Origin of the sequence: Bacteroides zhangwenhongii (assembly GCF_009193325.2) — a bacterium.
Classification (GTDB): Bacteria; Bacteroidota; Bacteroidia; order Bacteroidales; family Bacteroidaceae; genus Bacteroides; species Bacteroides zhangwenhongii.
This window is the reverse complement of the sequence record NZ_CP059856.1, coordinates 1894830-1915595: the sequence shown is the minus strand read 5'-3', so window position 1 is coordinate 1915595 and position 20766 is coordinate 1894830. Positions and strand designations below refer to the sequence as shown.

At 43.5% G+C, this 20766-nt stretch carries 14 protein-coding genes and 1 pseudogene; 7 read left to right on the top strand and 8 right to left on the bottom strand.

Annotated features, from left to right (window positions below; genetic code table 11):
* Positions 1-111 precede the first annotated feature (111 nt).
* The 4 genes and pseudogenes from GD630_RS07720 to GD630_RS07705 all read right to left on the bottom strand — a co-directional run bounded on the left by GD630_RS07720 (position 112) and on the right by GD630_RS07705 (position 4465).
* Positions 112-1083: a toprim domain-containing protein gene (locus GD630_RS07720; protein ID WP_143866801.1), complete on the bottom strand. Its 972-nt coding sequence runs from the start codon at positions 1081-1083 to the stop codon at positions 112-114.
* A 251-nt stretch (positions 1084-1334) separates the two neighbouring features.
* Positions 1335-2571: pseudogene (locus tag GD630_RS07715) on the bottom strand (primase-helicase family protein).
* 277 nt (positions 2572-2848) lie between these two features.
* The gene (locus GD630_RS07710) at positions 2849-3238 is read right to left on the bottom strand and encodes a hypothetical protein (RefSeq protein ID WP_149951146.1); all 390 of its coding nucleotides are present in this window, start codon (positions 3236-3238) and stop codon (positions 2849-2851) included.
* A 6-nt stretch (positions 3239-3244) separates the two neighbouring features.
* A complete protein-coding gene (locus GD630_RS07705) occupies positions 3245-4465 on the bottom strand; it encodes a site-specific integrase (protein WP_149951144.1) in 1221 nt (406 codons plus the stop codon).
* A gap of 297 nt (positions 4466-4762) precedes the next feature.
* Between GD630_RS07705 and GD630_RS07700 the strand changes: the two genes are divergently transcribed.
* Complete coding sequence (locus GD630_RS07700; protein WP_143865620.1) at positions 4763-5761, top strand: MBL fold metallo-hydrolase; 999 nt, start codon at positions 4763-4765, stop codon at positions 5759-5761.
* 44 nt (positions 5762-5805) lie between these two features.
* Positions 5806-6312 (top strand): flavin reductase family protein, encoded by a 507-nt coding sequence (locus tag GD630_RS07695; RefSeq protein ID WP_143865622.1) that lies wholly within the window; start codon positions 5806-5808, stop codon positions 6310-6312.
* A gap of 99 nt (positions 6313-6411) precedes the next feature.
* Here GD630_RS07695 and GD630_RS07690 read toward each other — a convergent pair whose 3' ends face one another.
* The 4 genes from GD630_RS07690 to GD630_RS07675 form a co-directional block, all read right to left on the bottom strand.
* A complete protein-coding gene (locus GD630_RS07690; protein WP_143865623.1) occupies positions 6412-8514 on the bottom strand; it encodes a S9 family peptidase in 2103 nt (700 codons plus the stop codon).
* Positions 8515-8562: 48 nt separating this feature from the next.
* Positions 8563-9894 (bottom strand): multidrug efflux MATE transporter BexA, encoded by a 1332-nt coding sequence (gene bexA / locus GD630_RS07685; RefSeq protein WP_143865625.1) that lies wholly within the window; start codon positions 9892-9894, stop codon positions 8563-8565.
* A gap of 82 nt (positions 9895-9976) precedes the next feature.
* A complete protein-coding gene (gene yidC, locus GD630_RS07680; protein ID WP_143865627.1) occupies positions 9977-11830 on the bottom strand; it encodes a membrane protein insertase YidC in 1854 nt (617 codons plus the stop codon).
* A 25-nt stretch (positions 11831-11855) separates the two neighbouring features.
* Positions 11856-13466 (bottom strand): CTP synthase, encoded by a 1611-nt coding sequence (locus tag GD630_RS07675; protein ID WP_007761204.1) that lies wholly within the window; start codon positions 13464-13466, stop codon positions 11856-11858.
* Positions 13467-13655: 189 nt separating this feature from the next.
* On the opposite strand from GD630_RS07675, the gene GD630_RS07670 reads away from it, so the two are divergent.
* The 5 genes from GD630_RS07670 (at position 13656) to GD630_RS07650 (ending at position 20737) form a co-directional block, all read left to right on the top strand.
* On the top strand, positions 13656-15113 hold the full coding sequence (locus GD630_RS07670; protein WP_143865629.1) for a DUF3078 domain-containing protein: 1458 nt from the start codon (positions 13656-13658) through the stop codon (positions 15111-15113).
* Between the two features lie 129 nt (positions 15114-15242).
* Positions 15243-16448, top strand: coding sequence for a tyrosine-type recombinase/integrase (locus GD630_RS07665; RefSeq protein ID WP_143865631.1), 1206 nt, complete (start codon positions 15243-15245; stop codon positions 16446-16448).
* 420 nt (positions 16449-16868) lie between these two features.
* Positions 16869-17453 carry a DUF3575 domain-containing protein gene (locus tag GD630_RS07660; protein ID WP_143865898.1) on the top strand — a complete coding sequence of 195 codons (585 nt, stop codon included), beginning with the start codon at positions 16869-16871 and terminating at the stop codon, positions 17451-17453.
* Positions 17454-17465: 12 nt separating this feature from the next.
* Positions 17466-18905 (top strand): DUF3868 domain-containing protein, encoded by a 1440-nt coding sequence (locus GD630_RS07655; protein WP_143865633.1) that lies wholly within the window; start codon positions 17466-17468, stop codon positions 18903-18905.
* A gap of 11 nt (positions 18906-18916) precedes the next feature.
* Positions 18917-20737 (top strand): Mfa1 family fimbria major subunit, encoded by a 1821-nt coding sequence (locus GD630_RS07650; RefSeq protein WP_143865634.1) that lies wholly within the window; start codon positions 18917-18919, stop codon positions 20735-20737.
* The last annotated feature ends 29 nt before the right edge of the window (positions 20738-20766 follow it).

The following is a 20766-nucleotide window of genomic DNA, read 5'->3' as shown; positions in this document are numbered from 1 at the left end:
CCCTTTGGCTCGATAGGGTGTTTTTAGCGTTACGGAGTAATGCGTGAAGAAAACGCCCTATTGAGCTATGGTATTTCTGTCTAAATACCTTTGGGAAAGCGAACGTGCATATTACAGTTGAAATTCCCCTTTCTTTTTCGGTGGCTGCATCATCCGCCTTGCGGATTGGACTTGCTTCTTCTCCTTTATCGGCTCTGCCGATTGGGACAAGGGCTTACCGCACAGGTAGTCGTTCAAGTCCTTATACTCACGATAGTACATTGACTTGTCAAGCAGCCGTTCCCCAAACTTCTCTTTCAGCTTCTTGCAAGTGTTCCGTCCTGCCGTGTCGTTGTCAAGGAAACAGCCGACTTGGGTGTAGGTCTCCAATATGCTTTCCGCTTTTGCAAGATTGGAAACGGAGTTCAATATGATATAGTCCTGTGTGTCCAATCGCGGGTGTTGCGGATTGTTTTCTACTCGGATGGTAAGGAATGAAAGGTAATCCATGAACCCCTCGAACAGGTAACACATACATCGTTGTCCGCCCTGCTGTCGGATATGGGTGATGTCTTTCGGGGCGACACATCCCTTGAAGTATCTGTTGCGCACTTCATATCCTCCTGCCATGTTCGGAAAGCCGATGGCAAAATAGGGTTTGTCGGCATTCATAAACCGAAGCTCCCTGCATTCCCTTTTGGCAAGTCCGATGTTTATTCCCCTTTCTTGCAGATAGGCTATAAGAGCAGGAGAGGACAACTCACCAACCCTTAATCCCTGATAAGGCTGATTGTCGGAATGCTGTCTGCCAAAAGAGAACGATGCAGGGCGGATGTATGCTGTCCGCTCCTCTATGCGTTTCAGCAGATAGGCTACATCTTCCGAATGGTAGAGTTCCGCTGCCAATGAAATAATATTACCGCCTTTGCCGATGCCGAAGTCGTACCATTTTTCAAGCTCGGTGTTTACCTTGAACGATGCGTCCGTTTCTTCCCGTAGCGGTGATTTATACCACAGGTTCCTGCCTTGTTGCTTTACAGGCATATAGCCCAGACTTTGCAGATAGTCTGCCAGTTTGATTTGTTTTACATCTTGGATTGTCATATTACATACGGTTTTGAAGTTGATGAAAATTTGTTGATTTGATGAACTGTTGATGTAATATGTTTATATACAGACCTGTAAGCTTTCAACATCTTCTCAACAAACCGCTCGCCAAAAGAGAAATCCACAAACGGGTGTCGGTGGTCTCTCAACTTCTCTTTTGGCTTGTTGAGATTTTGTTGAGAATGTATATCGTTTATTGTCATTGTATTTATACACATATTCAACAATTCAACAGAAAAATGATAGTATTACAGGGATTCGAGTTGCTCCCTTGTGACGGTGTAGAAGCGTCCCACCCTCTTTATCGGCTCATAGTGACAACTTCTGTTGTAATTGCCCTGATAGGTGGTGTAGGTAAGCCCGTTTGGTGCAGGTGTTAGTTTCCAGCACTCCTGCACCACCTTACGCACTTGGTGCTTTTCCGCCTTTACCTGCGAGTAGCAGTACGACAAGGTCGTTAAGGCAGAATGAAACGCTATCCACATCCATTGCAACCATAATGTCAAGCAGCAGTTCCGACATCTCTATCTCCAGCCGATTGCGGTTGCTACGGATAATCTTCTGCAAGGCTTCTGTATGCAGCAATGTGGGGTTGAACCACATCCGGCTTTCCTTTTCGGTGGACAGTTTTCTGTGTTGCAGGAAATGGAGAAAGGCGGGTATCTCCGCTTTCAGCTTTTGCAGGAAGTCGGTATCATCGGACAGCAAGCGGTCTATCTTGCGTACCCAATAGCGTGTTTCCCCTGCGTCTATGATTACGGGCAGATGCTCGTTGTTGGAGCACAGCACGAATTTGGCGAAGAACGCAATCTCGTCACGGTCTTTGCCTTTGGCTTCTACCTTGTAGGAAAGTGTGGTGCTGAGGTTCTTCAACCGTTCGCTGTCCTCCCTGCGGTTGAGCAACACCTCATCCACCACGATGAGCAGTTTGCCAGCCCAATCGGAATTGAACCGGCTTCGGAAGTCCTCGTTGGTGTTAAAAGTTACATTGTTCTGAAAGAGGAGTTTCAGAAAGTTCAGGAATGTGCTTTTGCCTGTGTTGCGTTCTTCCGATACCAACAGCAGGATAGGCAACTTCTGAATCGGTTGCAGGTAGAGCAGTTGCAGATAGTCCATCCCCAACTCGTATTGTTCCCCGAAGATGTGCCGTACCAAAGATTGGATATGCGATAAATCGCCCTCCTGCGGTCGGTGGTCTATCGGTTCGTAAAGGTTAAGGAACTTACCGACCACGGAACGGTAGCCGATGTGTTCGGGTACGGTGCAGAAGCCGTCATACTTGGGAACGCTGCCGATGTAATCCTTGCCGTAATCCTGTCGCAGGGTCTCGTTGTTCCATGCGATGCGTTTCTTCACATACCCTCCGTTCAGTCTCGGTTGCTCCACAATCTTGTAGAGCGTTGTCCCGACACGGATAAATTCTTCCTTTGCCATGCCGCCATCCGATGGCGGTCTGTGGCTGTCCTGTTGTTCGATAGCTGACATAATCAAATGGTTTTAAGTTTGAAAATTACCAGCTACAAAAATATAATCAATTATCGGATAGGTTGTTATGCAAAACACGGCAGAATGGTGACAAATAGCCCCCGAAACAAAAACTTTCAATGGTTTGGGGCAGGAAACGGGTTGTGCAAACGGAAAAACTCCCGAAAAGCAAATGTCGGATTACGCTTTTCGGGAGAAAAAATCAGAGCGTCTGTCGTTCTGTCGTACTGACTTAATGAATTACTGACTTACCGAGTGAATAATGTCAGGCATTCAGCTACGAGAAGTATTCGGATTTGGATATACCGTTGGTATTCAGCGAGAAGAAGATGCTTGTTTTCTCTTTTCGCAGGTACAGTCTTTCAAGAACGGCATTGCGTACCCGTTCCGCTCCGAATGTGCCGATATGGAAAGCGAGGGTAACTATCGCTTCAAGGTTGTAAACCTCCATACTGCAATTATCGGATACCCGTATGCTTCGCCTTATCCCGTATTCCCTTAAAACTCCGCTCTTGCAAAGAGCCTTCAGCCCTGCACGGAATGTCGGGGCGGTTACTCCGAACAGGTCGCAAAGTTCCCATTCGCTCATGGCGGTTGCGCTAATGTCGGTCGGCAAGGTGATGTTGCCGTTGCCGTCCGTTGTGATGATGCTTCGTTTCCTGGCTATGCTTGGTTATGGGGTTACACTTCCGAACGATGCGTTCAGCTTGTTGCCGAACGTCGTCAGGTCATTGTCAAGTTTCTGTGTGGTTATCTTCGCATAGATTTGAGTCGTGACAATGTTCGTGTGTCCCAGAACACGGCTCACGCTTTCAATGGGCATCCCCTTGCTAAGAGCCAGTGTTCCAAACGTATGACGTGCGCAATGGTAGGAGATTTGCTTCTCTATACCGCATTCCGCCATTACCTTTTTCAGTTGTTTGCACATCGTCCAATAGTTGATTTTCCCGAAAACCAGCTTGTCTTCCGACAGATACTTGTACCGTTCGATTATCTGCAAGGGAATATCCAGCAACTTCACTTGGAACGGGACATTTGTCTTGTGCCGTTTCGACAATATCCATTTCTCACCGTTCACCTCCACTATTTCATCCGTTGAGAGTTCTTTCATATCCACGAAAGACAAGGCGGTGAAGCAGGCGAAAATGAACAGGTCTCGCACCAATGCGAGGGTGGGGTTGTCAAACTCGTGCGCCATGATTCTTTTGATTTCGTCCTCTGTCAGATACTCCCGTTCCTTAACATTCGGGCTGATATGGAACTGCGCAAACGGATTTCTCGGTATCAGTCCGTTATAGTGCGCACGCATGACCACGCCTTTCAGCCACATGCAGTTCAGCCAGATGGTGGCGTTTTTCAGTCCCCGTTCAGCCGTAAGATAAGCCGCAAACTCCTTGATGAAGTCGGGTGTAAGTTCCAGCATGGACATATCCGTCCGTCTGTAGAATGACTTGATAAAGGCTGCGACATAGTTCCTTGCCCTTACCATGACCTTGTATGTGCCGATGCTGCGATCTTTGCCGACACGTTTCAGGAAGTTGGCGCAATCCTTGTCAAAAGCCTTTATCAGTGTCTCATACTCGCTTCCTACCCCTTGGTAGGCATTGCGCACCATTTCAGCCGTTACGTATGCCTCTCGGTCGGATATGCGCTGATAGTGCTTGATGATTTGCGCCTTGATGTTGTCCAATGCCAGATTGATGTTCCGTGCTTCGGCACTCTTGCCTTTGGCTCGGTTGCCTTTCGCATCCCAAAGGGTTTTCGGGATGGTCTGCTTGCAACTGAACTGCGCCACAGTACCGTTGATTGTCACTCGTCCCATGATGGGGACAATACCGTCTTTCTCCTTGCTGCCGTTCACGTAGAACAGCACTTTGAATGTACTTCTTGCCATACTCGTTTTTTGTTTGCAAAGTTAAATATCAACGAGTTAGACCTTGATACGCAAATCGGTGACAAACGGTGCAATAGCATCTCCCATATGTTAAATCTTACTCTTTCACGGGTAATGATTTGCAAACCATTCTTCTTCTTAAATCCGCTTTTCTTTGCGTTTTCCGATTTTTCGGCTTGTCATCATTTGACACCGTAACAACTCTGATATTAAGTCGTTTAGCGTCATTTCTCCCGTTTTTCGAGGTTATTCCAGAGATTTTTCGTAAGTTTGTAAATACGTATTCAGGAAATAAAAATGGGTGAACATATATGTTTTAGGAGAAACGAACGTTTGGCGACAGTCAACCCTTATTGGAGAGGAAATCCGATGGTGCGCGGGCGTTTTTTTAATCGGCAGCATCGCTTCCGTCCGGGGATGGGGAGTGTGCTGAAATGGCGTCTTTCGCCCAATCCCCAACGCAAGGAGAAGAAAACAGTGAAATGGGATCCGAAAGTTTGTTATCTCCGTTCATTGGATGCGGTGGTAGGAGATTCCCTGATATGGCTCGGACATAATTCTTTCTTTCTGCAATTAGCAGGTAAACGGATCATGTTCGATCCTGTGTTCGGCAGTATTCCTTTTGTGAAGAGACAGAGCGAGTTTCCCGCTAATCCTGACATATTTACGGGGATTGATTATCTACTTGTCAGCCATGACCATTTCGATCATCTGGACAAGCAGAGTATAGCCCGCCTATTGAAGAATAACCCGCAAATGAAACTCTTTTGTGGATTGGGAACCGGTGAACTGATTCAGGGATGGTTTCCTGCAATGAAGGTGATTGAAGCCGGATGGTATCAACAAATAGAAGATGAGGGATTGAAGATTACTTTTCTACCGGCACAACACTGGAGCAAACGTTCCGTACGCGATGGCGGCCAGCGATTGTGGGGAGCCTTCATGCTGCAAGGAGATGGAATTTCCCTTTATTACAGTGGTGACACAGGTTATTCCAGTCACTTTCGTGAGATTCCCGATCTGTTCGGAGCACCGGATTATGCTTTGTTGGGTATCGGGGCATATAAACCTCGCTGGTTTATGCGTCCCAATCATATATCGCCTCACGAGTCTTTGACTGCTGCCGAAGAAATGCATGCAGGACTTACTATTCCCATGCATTATGGCACATTCGATTTGTCTGACGAGCCTTTGCATGATCCCCCGAAAGTCTTTGCAACAGAGGCCAAGAAACGGAAGATTCCGGTGGAAATTCCTTATTTGGGAGAGATCGTGAAATTGAAGAAACAGAAATGATTGGAATAAACAAAAATAAGAAATACTTAGATACGAATAAAGAGATGAAGAAATTAGAAGTAAAAGACCTGAAAGAAAACTTTTTCGAAGCAATCGGAAAAGAGTGGATGCTGGTAACGGCGGGAACAAAAGAGAAGTTTAACACCATGACAGCAAGTTGGGGTGGCATTGGCTGGTTGTGGAATAAACCGGTTGCTTTCGTTTTTATCCGTCCCGAACGGTATACATACGAGTTTGTAGAGGAGAGCGATCACCTGACACTTTCTTTCTTAGGAGAAGAAAATAAGAAGATTCACGCTGTTTGTGGTTCCAAGTCGGGGCGTAATATAGATAAAGTAAAAGAAACCGGATTGAAACCTGTATTTACAGAAAAAGGTAATGTCCTGTTCGAGCAGGCACGTTTGAGTCTGGAATGTAAGAAACTTTATGCTGACGCTATCAAACCGGAATGTTTTCTGGATAAAGAATCAATAGAAAAGTGGTACGGTGGTGCTCATGGAGGTTTCCATAAAATGTATATTGTAGAAATTGAAAATATTTATTCGAGGTAAAAATTAGCGGATTTTGGTTGAATGTAATGGGGAAGGCTCTGAACTCAATTAGATTGAGAACAGAGCCTTCTTTTTACTTTATAGGAATATGCATCGTTTTTATTTGGACGGCGCTTTCTTTACCCATTTATCCAACCATTCAAAGAATGTGCGTTGCCATAACACTCCATTCTGTGGCTTCAATACCCAGTGGTTTTCATCCGGATAAATCAGCAACTCTGCAGGAACACCACGCATCACGGCAGCATCAAAAGCAGCCATTGCCTGATTAGCCAGAATACGGTAGTCTTTTTCTCCATGAATACAGAGAATAGGAGTATCCCATTTCTCTACGAATAGGTGAGGAGAGTTGGCAAACGTACGCTGTGCCACCGGATTCTGTTTTTCCCAGTATGCGCCTCCCATATCCCAGTTGGCAAACCATTTTTCTTCAGTTTCCAGATACTGCATTTCCATGTTGAAGATACCATCATGAGCAATGAATGCTTTGAACCGTTTGTCGTGATGTCCGGCCAACCAATATACGGAGAATCCTCCGAAGCTGGCACCTACGCATCCCAGACGATCTTTGTCCACATACGGCTCTTTTGCCATTTCATCGATAGCAGTGAAGTAATCCTTCATACACTGGCCACCGTAATCGCCGCTAATCTGTTCATTCCATTCCACACCAAATCCCGGCAAACCGCGACGGTTCGGAGCAACGATGATATAATCATTTGCTGCCATAATCTGGAAGTTCCAGCGATAAGACCAGAACTGGCTTACCGGACTCTGCGGACCTCCTTCACAGAACAGCAAAGTCGGATATTTCTTGTTCGGATCAAACTGTGGAGGATAAATCACCCATGTCAACATCTGTTTACCATCTGTTGTTTTCATCCAGCGACCTTCCACTTTACCCATTTCCAGCTGGTCATAGATTTGTTTGTTCTCCTGTGTCAGTTGAGTGGTAGAACCATCCAGTGCCACAGTGTAAATCTCATCACCCATACTCATTGAATGGCGTTTCGCGATCAGCTTATCTCCGAAAAGAGCTACCCCTTCGTAATCGTACATTCCTGAAGTAATAGCCTTTACCGAATCATTTGCCAGGTCAAGCGCATAAATCTGTGACTCTCCATGCCATACACCTGTGAAATAGATCACTTTTGCATCTGCTCCCCAGACAAAAGCATCTACATTCGATTCGAATGCCTTGCTCACAAAACGCTTCTCGCCGGTTTCCAAGTTCATGATGAACAGACGGTTCAGATCCGCTTCGTATCCATCACGTTCCATGCTCTGCCAGGCAATATACTTGCCGTCCGGTGAGTATTGTGGATTGGTATCATATCCTTTGTTTTCTTCAGTAATATTTTCCGTTTTCTTGGTGTTCAGGTCATATACATAAATATCCGAGTTGGTAGAAATCGCATATTCCAGTCCCGTCTTTTTGCGGCAAGTATAAGCCACTTTGTCCGAGGTTGTATTCCAGGCAAGTTGTTCGATACCACCCCAAGGTCTCATCGGACTTTCATACGGTTCGCCGTCCAAAATGTCTATGACATTGGAAATACTATTTCCATCAAAATCTGCAATGAACGGATGCGGTGCCATCGTGACCCATTCATCCCAATGCTTGTACATCAGGTCGGTAACGATGATACCCGTAGCTTTCGGTAAATCCGGATACTTATCTACTGTGCTGTCTTTAGTCTTTACTTGTGAGATAAACAAAAGCTTTTTGCCATCCGGTGAGATGGAAAATCCCTCGATATCTCCGTCGTAGTTAGTCAGTTGTCTGCGTTCGCTACCATCCGGATTCATCTCATAAAGCTGACTACTACCGCTGTCATTGCTTAGGAATGCGAGTTTGCTGCCCCCTTTTATCCAAGTCACCTCATTCTCCTGATAAGGAGTGTGGGTAATTTGTAGGTTATCGCTTCCATCTGCATTCATTACAAATACTTCGCGGTTACTCTTGTTCTCCGGCACACTGTAATACGCTACCGTATACGCAATTTTCTTTCCGTCGGGCGATACAGCGAATCCGCCGATACGTCCCATAGCCCAAAGTGCTTCGGGAGTCATACGCTTCCCTTCGATCTTGATATCCGATTTCTTGATAAGCACCTGATCCGTTTTGCCTGCGTCTTTGGTTCCTCCGCAGGCAGTTAACAACATTGCTGCCGACATCATAAATAAATTAGCTTGTCTCATATATTTTATAAAATGTTTATTTTCTTGCGAAGATAGTGAAAAAAGAATTTAGATTTTCTTTTTCTGCCAGTTTCCTTTCTTCATGTATTGATAACAGAAGAGCAGGATGAAAGTACCATACACGCTTTCCGTTGTCCAAGAGAAGGCGACATCCATTTTCAGATAGAGAATGAAGTACGTGGCATAGGCTACATAAATTGCCAATACGCAAAGCTCCATTGCCAATGCAGTCCGCGTATTTCCTGTACCGGATACCGATTGGAAATAGACATTGGCGGGTACTAACACCAGATAAGCGGAGCACAACACCCATAATGAAGGTACAGAGGCAGCCCTTAGATCCGGCATATCCGTGTAAATACTTAGAATCAGGTCGGGAAACAGACAGAAGAAAACCAAAATCGGCAATACGAATACGTATCCGATACGGATATGTTGTCTGATGGTTCCTCGAACACAATCTTGTTCGCCCGCCCCGATGAGGTTGCTGACCAGCGAACCGCAGGTGGCGGCAAAAGCCATTGCAATCATAAACGGTATTCCCGATACGTTGCGGATAATATTGGCGATAGCCAGTGAGCGTTCTCCCAGATGTTCTACGAACAGGAAGAACATGAACCAGGTAGACAAAGAAACAAAATTCTGAATCATCGTCCACACCGAAACATTGAGAATCCGCTTCAATGTCTTTCTTTGGAATTTGGGTAATATATTCAATGCATATTTTTTGCAGTCAATCCGCTTCCAGGTATAAATGATAAAGAAAATCACCGATACCATTTCCGCCAATGAAGAACCGATAGCGGCACCGGCAATTCCCAGTTGCGGGAAACCGAACTTACCGAAAATCAGGATATAGTTGAATACCACATTCGAAAGCACCATGACAATGGAGTTCAGAGTCAGTGTCTTTGTTTGTGTCGTACCAACAAAGAATGCACGGAACATCACCATGACAAACGAGAAAAAGAAACCATATACACGCCAATGGATATAACTTTCGGCTGCATCATAAATATGTGGTGACGAAATGATATTCCTTAGAATATGTGGTGAAAATACGATGGACAGCGTGAATAGAATGACGGCAACAGCCAGCAGGAAATAGATTCCCTGATAGAAGATCGGTCCTATTTCCTTGTAGTTCCCTTCTCCGTTACGGCGGGCAATTAATATTTGCGCACCGATACTGAATCCGAATGCCATCATGAAAATAGCCAGATAATATACACCGGCAATGGCGGACGCACCCAGTTCAATTTCCCCGACACGTCCCAGAAAAGCAGTGTCCGTCATACCGATCATTTGCTCCATGATCAGACTGATGAGGATAGGGTAGGCTATTGTCCAAATTTGTTTATAAGTATATTTTGTTTTCATCTTATTTCATTTTTAGAGAAAGAAAGCCGGGCAACCCAAGTAGGATGTCCGGCTCTTTCAGAATATAATAGGATTTTCTTCCTTATTTCTTATTCTGTCTTTGCTGCTGCAATAACTCTTGTTGTTTTTGCATTGCCTCCAGGCGGGCAGCAAATCCGGTCTTTTTCATTTGTTTCGGGTCTTTCTTTTTCGCTTCCAGGATAGCCAGCAATTTTGTTTCGTCAGTCGTTTTGCGAAGCAGAATCATGGTACCTACGCTAATCAAGGTCGACACGAAGTAGTAGTAGTTCAAACCTGACGGATAATCGTTCAAGACAAACAGGAACATAATCGGCATCAGATACATCATCCATTTCATAGCCGCCATTTGCGGTTGCGCTCCATTATCCTGCATAGACATTGTGTACTTCGTATTCAGAATATTAGTCACCGTCATCAGCAAGCAGAACAAACTGAGGTGGTTGCCTAAGAACGGGATATGGAACGGAAATGTAATGAATGCATCGTATGTAGAAAGGTCGTCAGCCCATAAGAAGCTCTGTTGGCGTAGTTCGATAGCACTCGGCACGAACATAAACAAAGCCATCAGGATAGGGAACTGCAACAACATCGGCAGACAGCCGCCCATCGGGCTTACCCCGTACTGGCTGTAAAGCCCCATCACCTCCTGTTGCTTCTTCATCGCATCCTCCTGCTTCGGATATTTCTTGTTGATTTCGTCGATTTTCGGTTTCAGTACACGCATCTTGGCAGATGACATATAGGTCTTCCACGTAGCCGGATAAACCACAACCTTCACCATGATGGTCAGAATCAACAGCACGATACCCATGCTCAAGCCCCAGCCCGACAGCCAGTCGAATACGTTAATCGTGATAAACTGATTGATCCAGCGAATTAACGGCCAACCCAAGTATACCAGTCTGTTCAATTCCCATTTTTCGTCACGTCCCTTATCCAATGCTTTCAACGTTTTGAAGTGGTTCGGACCAAAATAGAAATACATCTCTGTCGGCTCTTTACCCGATGGATCGAAGAAAGTATTCATTTCAGCAGAATAATCTTTGATATATCCGCTTCCCTGTTGCTCCATTCTTGATTTCACGGAAACCTTGTCGAAGTCCTGCTCGGCAATGAATACCGAAGAAAAGAACTGGTTCTTGAAAGCTACCCAGTCAATGCGGTTTTCCAATGTCTTGCTGTCGTCTTTGGCTGCCGACAGATTATCCACATCATCTCCTTTGATCTTATAAGTAAGCTCTGCCAAGCGGTTTTCGTAAGTGAATCCTTTTTCCAGTTGGCGGGCACGCTGTGACCAGTCGATATCCACATAATTGGTGTTTGCCAATTTGTCTGTCATACCTGTCGCCTTGATTTCAAAGTTCATCAGATAGCTGTCCGGTTTCAACGTGTAGATAAAGTCTATATAACTTGCGCTATCTGCCGCCAGACGCATGACCACACTGCTATCCGTCTTGTTTGCCACTTCAAAGAAATAATCCTTTGTCTGGATAGCTCCTTCCTTATTATAGAAGTTGAAATTCATCGATGCATCGTCACCGTCAAACAGTACAACCGGTGTCTTCTTGTCCTGTGCCATGTAATCCTTCAGCATGGCCGAATAGACACGTCCGCCTTTGGTTGTGAAAGTGATTTCCGCTACATTGTTTTGGATACTGACTTTAGAGTCTGTTCCCTGCAATGCATTGAAAAACAGGGAGGATGAATCGGCAGCAGATGCCGCCTCTTTCTTGCTGTTAGCCAATGCTGCCTCCGTTTTTGCTTTCAGCGCCTCTTCCTGCTGTTGTACAAGAGCGATAGAATCGTAGTATCTTTTTTGCGCAGCTATCTGTTCCTCACTGGGACGGCTCAGAAAGCTGAATCCTACTAACAATATACCTATTAAAACGAGACCTGTGATGGTATTTTTATCCATTCTTATTTTAATTACAAATTACTAATTACTTTTCGTTTTCGATAGCCGCTTTCACAAACGCCACGAACAACGGGTGCGGGTTCAGTACCGTGCTTCCATATTCCGGATGGAACTGCGTACCTACGAACCATTTCAATGTCGGAATTTCTACGATTTCCACCAGATCCGATTCGGGATTGATACCTACACATTTCATACCGGCAGCTTCGTACTGTTCCTTGTAGTCATTATTGAACTCGTAACGGTGACGGTGACGTTCCTGAATATGTTCCTCTCCGTATGCCTGATATGCTTTAGAGCCTTTCTGCAATACACACTCGTAAGCACCCAAACGCATGGTTCCGCCCATATTGGTGATCGCTTTCTGCTCTTCCATGATATCAATCACATTGTGCGGAGTCTTCTCATCCATTTCGCGTGAGTTGGCGTCTGTATATCCCAATACGTTGCGGGCAAATTCGATGGCGATACATTGCATACCAAGACAGATTCCGAAAGTCGGAATATCATGTGTACGTGTATATTTGATAGCTACAAACTTACCGTCAATACCCCGTTGGCCGAATCCCGGTCCGATCATGACACCCGCCATACCTTTCAAGGCTTCACCCACATTCTCGTCCGTCAGCTTTTCGCTGTTTACGAAATGTACTTCCACTTTGCGGTCGTTGTAAGTACCGGCCTGCGACAATGCTTCACGAATAGATTTGTAAGCATCCTGCAAGTCATATTTTCCGACCAATGCGATGTTGATAGGCTCTTTGGTCTCAGCTGCGTGGCGGCGTTCCAAGAATTTACGCCATGGACCGAGCCCCGGAGTTTCTCCTACCGGCAGTCCCATTTTTTCGAGAATGGTGCTATCCAAGCCTTGTGCCTGCATCAGGATAGGAACCTCGTAGATTGTTTCTGCGTCGATAGATTGCACTACGGCTTTATCATCCACATTACAGAATTGTGCCACTTTCTTGCGCAATCCGTCGCTTAACGGGTGTTCGGCACGCAGTACTAGTACATCCGGCTGGATACCCACACTTTGAAGTTCCTTCACCGAGTGTTGAGTCGGTTTAGTTTTCAATTCTCCGGCGGCAGCAAGATACGGGACATAAGTCAGGTGCACACAAAGAGCATTCTTACCGAGTTCCCACTTCAACTGACGGATACTTTCGAGGTAGGGGAGTGACTCGATATCGCCTACCGTACCACCGATCTCGGTGATGACAAAATCGAATTTGTATTTGTTACCGAGCAATTTCACATTCCGTTTGATCTCATCCGTGATATGCGGAATCACCTGAATCGTTTTACCCAGATAGTCTCCACGACGCTCTTTGTCGATAACGCTTTTGTAGATGCGTCCTGTAGTAATGTTGTTCGCCTTAGTCGTTTGTATGCCCAGAAATCTTTCATAATGTCCCAGGTCGAGGTCGGCTTCGTGTCCGTCTACCGTTACATAGCATTCTCCGTGCTCGTATGGATTCAGTGTTCCCGGGTCGATGTTGATGTACGGGTCAAACTTTTGAATGGTTACATTATAACCTCTTGCTTGCAGCAACTTACCGATGGAAGATGAAATGATACCTTTTCCTAATGAAGAGGCAACACCACCGGTGACGAAAATATACTTTGTTTCTCCCACAGCTATAACTGTTTTTAAAATTGTTTACTTAGTAGTATTCTTATGAACTTAAAAAGCGCAAAATTATAAAAAAAAGAGGAAGAATGCAGACTTTCGTCTCTACAATTTTATTAAAAAATGCAATTTTGAAAGAATCCTATGATTTCTGAACAAAATAATGTAGCTTTGCAGCCTAAACCATAAACAAATATGATGAGAGTTACTACTTTATATTCAGTTTTTATCCTGTTGTTATTTTCGTTATCGCTTTTTGCACAGGAAAATGTCGGCAATTCTTCACTTCCCAAATCTTCAACGGTAGTGGCTAAGGCCAAAGTCGTAAAAGCGGATACACTTTCGGCAGAACTCCAGAAATATTTAATGTTAAAACTCAATATGTCCGGTCCGACACCCCAATTGGATACCGTTTCTTATTTATATAATAAGTACATAGCCCAATTGGATTATCTGAATGATCCGTCTGTACCGCCACGTTATATTCCGTCGGATCCCGACTATTTCCGTCTGTTTACTCCTTTGGCGTATTACTATGCCCCGATGGAACAGTATTCAAGACTGGAATGGAAACCTGTGCAGCCGGACACCACCCCCAAACTGACATCGGAACTTTTACCATACGACACATTGGCGTTTACCAAAACCCGACGTGCCAATACATTAGTCAATAACGCTTTGATGGATCTTTATCTGCAACATCCGAATTTGGTTGTTACTACGGAAGACCGTATCATGAGTCGGGATGTTTTCCGGCATGATGTGAAACCGAAGATCTCCCCCAAAGCCAATGTGATTCATCTGTTTCAACGTGAAGATATGAATGATAATGTAGGAAAGGCCGATATCAAGATCAGCCGCCCCAACTGGTGGGTTGTAGGAGGTAACGGTTCATTACAGATCAGCCAGAACCACCTTTCGGACAACTGGTATAAGGGGGGGGAGAGCAACTTCTCCGGATTAGCTACTTTTCTGATCTTCGCAAACTATAATGACAATGAGAAAGTGCTGTTTGAAAACCAGCTTGAAGCGAAAGCGGGTATGACTTCCACCCCGTCGGACGAATATCATAAGTATCTCTTTACAACCGATCAACTTCGCATCTATAACAAACTGGGATTGAGAGCCTTGAAGAATTGGTATTATACGATCTCCTCTGAGTTCAAAACCCAGTTTTTCAATGGATACAAGGCCAACAGCGAAGATCTGGTTTCAGCTTTCATGTCTCCGGCCGATTTGGCGGTCAGTATCGGTATGGACTATAAGCTGAATAAAAAGAAATTCAACCTTTCTGTCTTTATGGCGCCATTGACTTATAACCTGCGTTATATTGACAACTCGGAAGTGGATGAAACGAAATTCGGTCTGGATAAAGGCAAATGCTCCAAGAATGACTTCGGTTCGCAGTTGCAGTCGACATTTAACTGGAATATCATTTCTGCCGTGTCATTGGAATCCCGTCTCAACTATCTGACTAACTACCATTGGGCTCGTGTAGAATGGGAAAACACATTCAATTTTGTTCTGAACCGTTATCTCTCTACCAAACTTTATGTTCACACCCGTTTTGATGATAGTTCCAAACCCACTGAGGGTGACAGCTATTTCCAGTTAAAGGAATTGCTCAGTTTCGGTATTAACTACAAGTGGTAGATAATTCCGGGTAAACTCTGAAAAAAAACAATATTAAGAGGCTGTTTAACAATAAAAAGTTATTCAGTCTCTTTTTTTTATTTCCATATTTGTTATATCACTAATTGTTTAATTCAAAATATAGCTTATATGGCAACAGTAAAACTCAAATTTCGTCCTTCCTCTATTTTGGATAAAGAGGGGACTTTGTTTTATCAAGTGATTCATGACAGGGTTGTAAGGTGCATAAACACCGGTTACAAGCTTTTTCCCTCAGAATGGGACAAACGGTTGTCGTTAATCATCATTCCTGCTGATGACGCAATACGTGCACATTATTTGGTCACAATGAGAAAATGTATTTTAGAAGATCAGTCCCGACTCAGGGAAATTGTTTTGAGGCTCAAGCGAACTACGGCTACCTTTACCTCAGAAGATGTGGTGAAGTCTTTTCAGGATTCTTTAGCCGGTGGTTTCCTTTCGTTTGGACGGGAACTTGTTATGCAGCTGGAGCAGGTTGGTAAAGAGCGTACTGCTGAAACTTATACGGTGGCCTTGAATAGTTTTGAGCGTTTCATGGGAAGACGTGGAGATATCCTTATTGAAAGTATCGATTCTGTTCTTATGGTCGAGTATGAAACCTATTTGAAATCTGCCGGAGTATGTCCCAACAGCTCTTCCTATTACATGAGAAATTTGCGGGCAATATATAATCGTGCCGTAGATAAAGAGTTGACAGTGCAACGTAACCCGTTCAAATATGTTTATACCGGAATTGACAAGACTATGAAACGCGCTGTGCCCATAAAAGTAATCCGTCAAATAAGGGATCTGGAATTGAAATTTTCTCCATCGATGGATTATGCCCGGGATATCTTTATGTTTTCGTTTTATACCCGTGGGATGTCATTCGTAGATATAGCGTTTCTCAAAAAGAAAGATATCCGGAACGGTATTTTGTCTTATCGGCGTCACAAAACGAATCAGCAGCTTTTTATCAAATGGGAAAAGCCTATGCAGGAGATTATCAATAAGTATGATACGGTAGATACACCTTACCTGCTACCGATAATAAAAGATATTGCAAAAGATGAGAGGCGGCAATATCAAAATGCGGCACATTTAATCAACAGGAAATTGAAAATGATTGGAAAACTGCTGAACTTGAATGTAACGCTGACAACATATGTTGCGCGCCACGCTTGGGCAAGTATAGCCAAAAGTAAAAATATCTCTATTTCAGTGATTTGCGAAGCTATGGGACACGATTCTGAGAATACTACGAAAATTTATCTTGCTTCATTGGATACTTCCGCTATTGATAAGGCTAATAGTCTTATCATCAACTCCTTATAATGATTAAAAAAAGTATGAAAACACGTTGTTAATCTGGTACTTTTCTTATCAAGAAAAGTATTAAACAGTGCAAAATTACAAAAAACAGGGTATATCTTATTATATTAAATAAACTTTTTTATTTTACAACAAATAATATTAGCATTTTTTGTCAAATGTTAATCGGAATGACATATCCATGTAATGCAAATATGTAAATATCAGATATTCAGTATTAGTGGTACTTTTCTTGATAAGAGAAGTATTAGATAAGGCTATAAAAAGGATATGATTGGGGTATGAACATATTTACAAGGAAAACTTAAACAGTTATATTCTTGGATTATCGGCAAAATGTATGTCTGTTTGTAGCTTTGCCTGTTTGGATGATATTTCATAGGAAATAACAACAATATTTTAGCATAAGAATACACATAAATGATGAAACTAGGGATTTTTTTTCTGATAATAGTCATGAATATTGTGGCTCATCCGGTTTGTGCACAAGATGTGGCAGTAAAGACCAATATTTTATCCGATGTTTTTCTAAATATAAATACCAGTTTGGAGGTAGGGCTGGCTCCTCGTTGGACGCTCGACATTTCCGGAGAGGTCAATGCATGGACTTTGTCTCATGATCGCCGGTGGAAGCATTGGGCAGTGCAACCTGGAGCTCGTTATTGGTTTTGCGACCGTTTTGCGGGGCATTTTATCGGAGCCCATCTGCACGGCGGACAATATAATATAGGTGGCATTGATACAGATTTTAGTTTACTGGGCACTGATTTCTCGACGCTTAAAAGCACCCGGTATCAAGGCTGGTTTGTAGGCGCGGGTGTTGCCTATGGGTATGCCTGGATATTGGGGCGGCATTGGAACATCGAGACGGAAATAGGTGTCGGTTATTCCTATACCCGTTATGATCGTTTCAGGTGTGCCGGATGTGGAAAGAAAGTTAGTGAAAATAAACCGCATAACTATTTCGGTCCCACTAAGGTAGCGGTAAATCTAGTCTATTTATTCTAAAAGCGTTTAGTTATGAAACAATTTATTTTTATTATAGCAGCATTGCTGGGAATAGGTTGTATGTTGAATGCCCAGCAAACAGTCGGAGTGACAACTGATAGTCTTAGGATTGAACGGAACGGTGAATATATAGTGGTTGACATGAATATGGGCTTGTCCCCTTTGGAAGTAGATATAAACAGGGCTGTATTGCTTACTCCCCGCTTTGTGTGCGCTACAGATACGCTCGAACTTCCGTCAATAGGAGTTTATGGGCGTCAACGTTATTATTATTATGTGCGTAATGGAGAAAGTATGCTGTCCGGTGCAAAAGAAATGTCATTTAAAGCGCGTTCAAAACCCTCCGATGTGGCATACCATGCCATTATTCCATATTATGGATGGATGAACGGAGCAGCATTGGAATTGTATCGCAGTGATTATGGCTGTTGCAACACGCTATTGGCAGAATGTGTGGAGCCGTTGGGCGGCTATATGGAAGTACTTCCGTTGTCTCCGCAGTTGCTTTATGTCTACCCTCAGGCAGAGGCTGTCAAGAGTCGCTCGCTCTCCGGTTCGGCCTTCATTGACTTCCCGGTCAACAAGACGGTCATTTATCCTGAATATCGTCGGAATACGCATGAACTGGGTAAAATCCAAGCCTCTATAGATTCTGTGCGGAATGATAATGACATCACTATCACTTCCGTATGGCTCAAAGGATATGCGTCGCCCGAGAGTCCGTATTCTCATAATCGAGATCTGGCAATAGGTCGTACGGCAGCTTTGAAGCATTATATCAATCAGTTATATCATTTCAAGGATAGTGTGATAATTACGGACTATGAGCCGGAAGATTGGGCTGGTTTGCGCCGTTATGTCGAAAAAACTAATCTGGCACACCGTACAGAGATACTGGACATGATTGACAGCAATCTGGAACCGGATACTAAAGAAGCGAAGATAAAGCGGACTTATCCGGAGGAATACCGCTTCTTGTTGCAGAATTGTTATCCGGCCTTACGTCATACAGACTATCGTATAGACTACGTCATCCGTAGCTTTAGTGATGTCGAAGAGATAAAGCGCGTCATGAGGGTGCAACCCCAGAAACTTAGTCTCAATGAATTCTATCTTGTGGCACGGACGTACGAACCGGGAAGCGTTGAGTTCAACGACGTGTTTGAAACGGCAGTGAGAATGTATCCTGATGATGAGACTGCCAATCTGAATGCAGCGAATTCCGCAATGCAGCGTAAGGATTTTGAAAGTGCAAAACGCTATCTTTTTAAGGCGGGAGATTCATCACAGGCAGTTTATGCACGTGGAGCATGTGCCTTTCTTATTGAAGATTATGATAATGCGCGAAGGCTCCTCAATGATGCGAAAGCGATGGGAGTAGAACAGGCTGATATAATCCTTATTGAGATAGATAAAATAGAGAAAGCTAAAAATAATTTATTAATCCATTAACATTTAATTTTATGAAGTTATCAAATTTATTTTGGGGCTTGCTTGGAGTAATGGTGTTTAGCGCTTGTTCCAGCGATGAAATTATGCCCGAAACCAACGGTCCGGAATTTGACGGTCAGAGTCGTTTTCTGTCTGTTCGGATTGCTAATCCGGCAGCTATCAGGACACGTGCAGAAACAAATCCCGGAAATCAGGATGGAGATTTGTTTGAAGAAGGGTTGGCGAATGAAAATGAAGTGAAGTCGATACGTTTTTATTTCTTCAAAGCAGATGGTTCTGCTTGTCCGGTAAGACGTGAAGGAAAAAATTATTATGATTATTCACTTGAAGGCAAAGATTTGGGAAGTACTGAAAGCGAGATGCCTAATATTGAGGAAAAAGTGGATGCAGTGCTCGTTATTGAAACGGATAAGGATGACAATGTAGATGGTCTTAAATCTATGGTTGCAGTACTTAACGGTGGAGTAGGTACCAATTGTTTCTTAGGTGATGCTAACAAGTCTTTGAGTCAACTTCGTGATGAGATAGCATCGTCTGGTTCTGCAGATGATGGTTTCTTGATGACAAGTTCTGTTTTTGGTTCCAAGAGTTTCTGTTGTGAGGTTGAGGTAACTGCAGATAAGTTGAAAACTAGACCAGAGGCTGCCACTGAGGATCCGGTAAATATCTATGTAGAACGCGTATGGGCTAAAGCAAGATTGTATACTGCATGGAAAGAAGGAGTCTCTTCCAAAACAGTAACATTAGAAGAAGATGGCGTAGCTAAAGAATATGTAGCCGTTCCGTTGAAAACAGCAAAAGACAGTGACACCAATATAACTGTTGGTGAAGGAGAAGACGCAAAAGTTGTATATGCTATTTTTACTGGATGGGATGTGACGGGTACTGCTGATAAAACATATCTTTTCAAAAAAGTAGATTCTGACTGGAATTTAGGTTGGACTTGGAATATGTCTGCTCTTTATCGTTCTTATTGGGCACAGAACCCGGCAAATATTACACTTGGTTATTTAAGCTATAATGAAATAGCTAAGAAGGTGGGCACTATAGGAGTTGAAAATGGAAATTCTACTTCATATGATGGTCATAATGCATACTGTCTTGAAAATGCGGCAGATAATATTGATGGAACAAAGTCCACTTACGTCTCGGCTGATGCTCTAAGCAATCGTACTCAGGCGATTATTGCAGCCCGATTGGTGACAGTCGATGAGAACAATAAGGCTACTTTTGTTAGTTTGGCTGAATGGGGTGGAACACAGTATACCGAAGCCGGTGCATTGACAGCAATGTTGGGTATTGTAAATACTCAGATTTATACAAAAGAAGAAGATGGCGAGAATGAGAAACTGGTATCAATTAGTAAGGATATGGTGAAACTTGTTTCCGGTATAGATGCAGGTGTCGCTGATAATTCTTCAGAAGACAGTAAGAGATATTTGAGCTATTTGCAGTTGAATGAAGAGACGGCAAAAGATGTGACATTCTATAAAGCGAATGGAGAGGCGTATACTACCCATGATGACGTAAATAAGATACTTGCCAATAAGAATTCGATTGGTGCAAGAATATGGTCATCCGGTAAAACATATTATTATACTGACATTAAGCATGAAGAAAGTGCGGAAGAAACTAAGGGTAAGTTTGGGGTAGTACGTAACCATATTTATGATATTGCCATCACTTCTGTTGCTGGTCTTGGAACTCCGGTTTTGAATCCTGATGAAAAGATTGTTCCGCAACATCCGAAGAATGATGATACTTATCTTGCTGCACGAATCAATATTCTTTCATGGAGAGTTGTAAAACAGAATGTTGATTTGGAATGGTGATTATTCATAGCAAACAGAACCATAAAAAC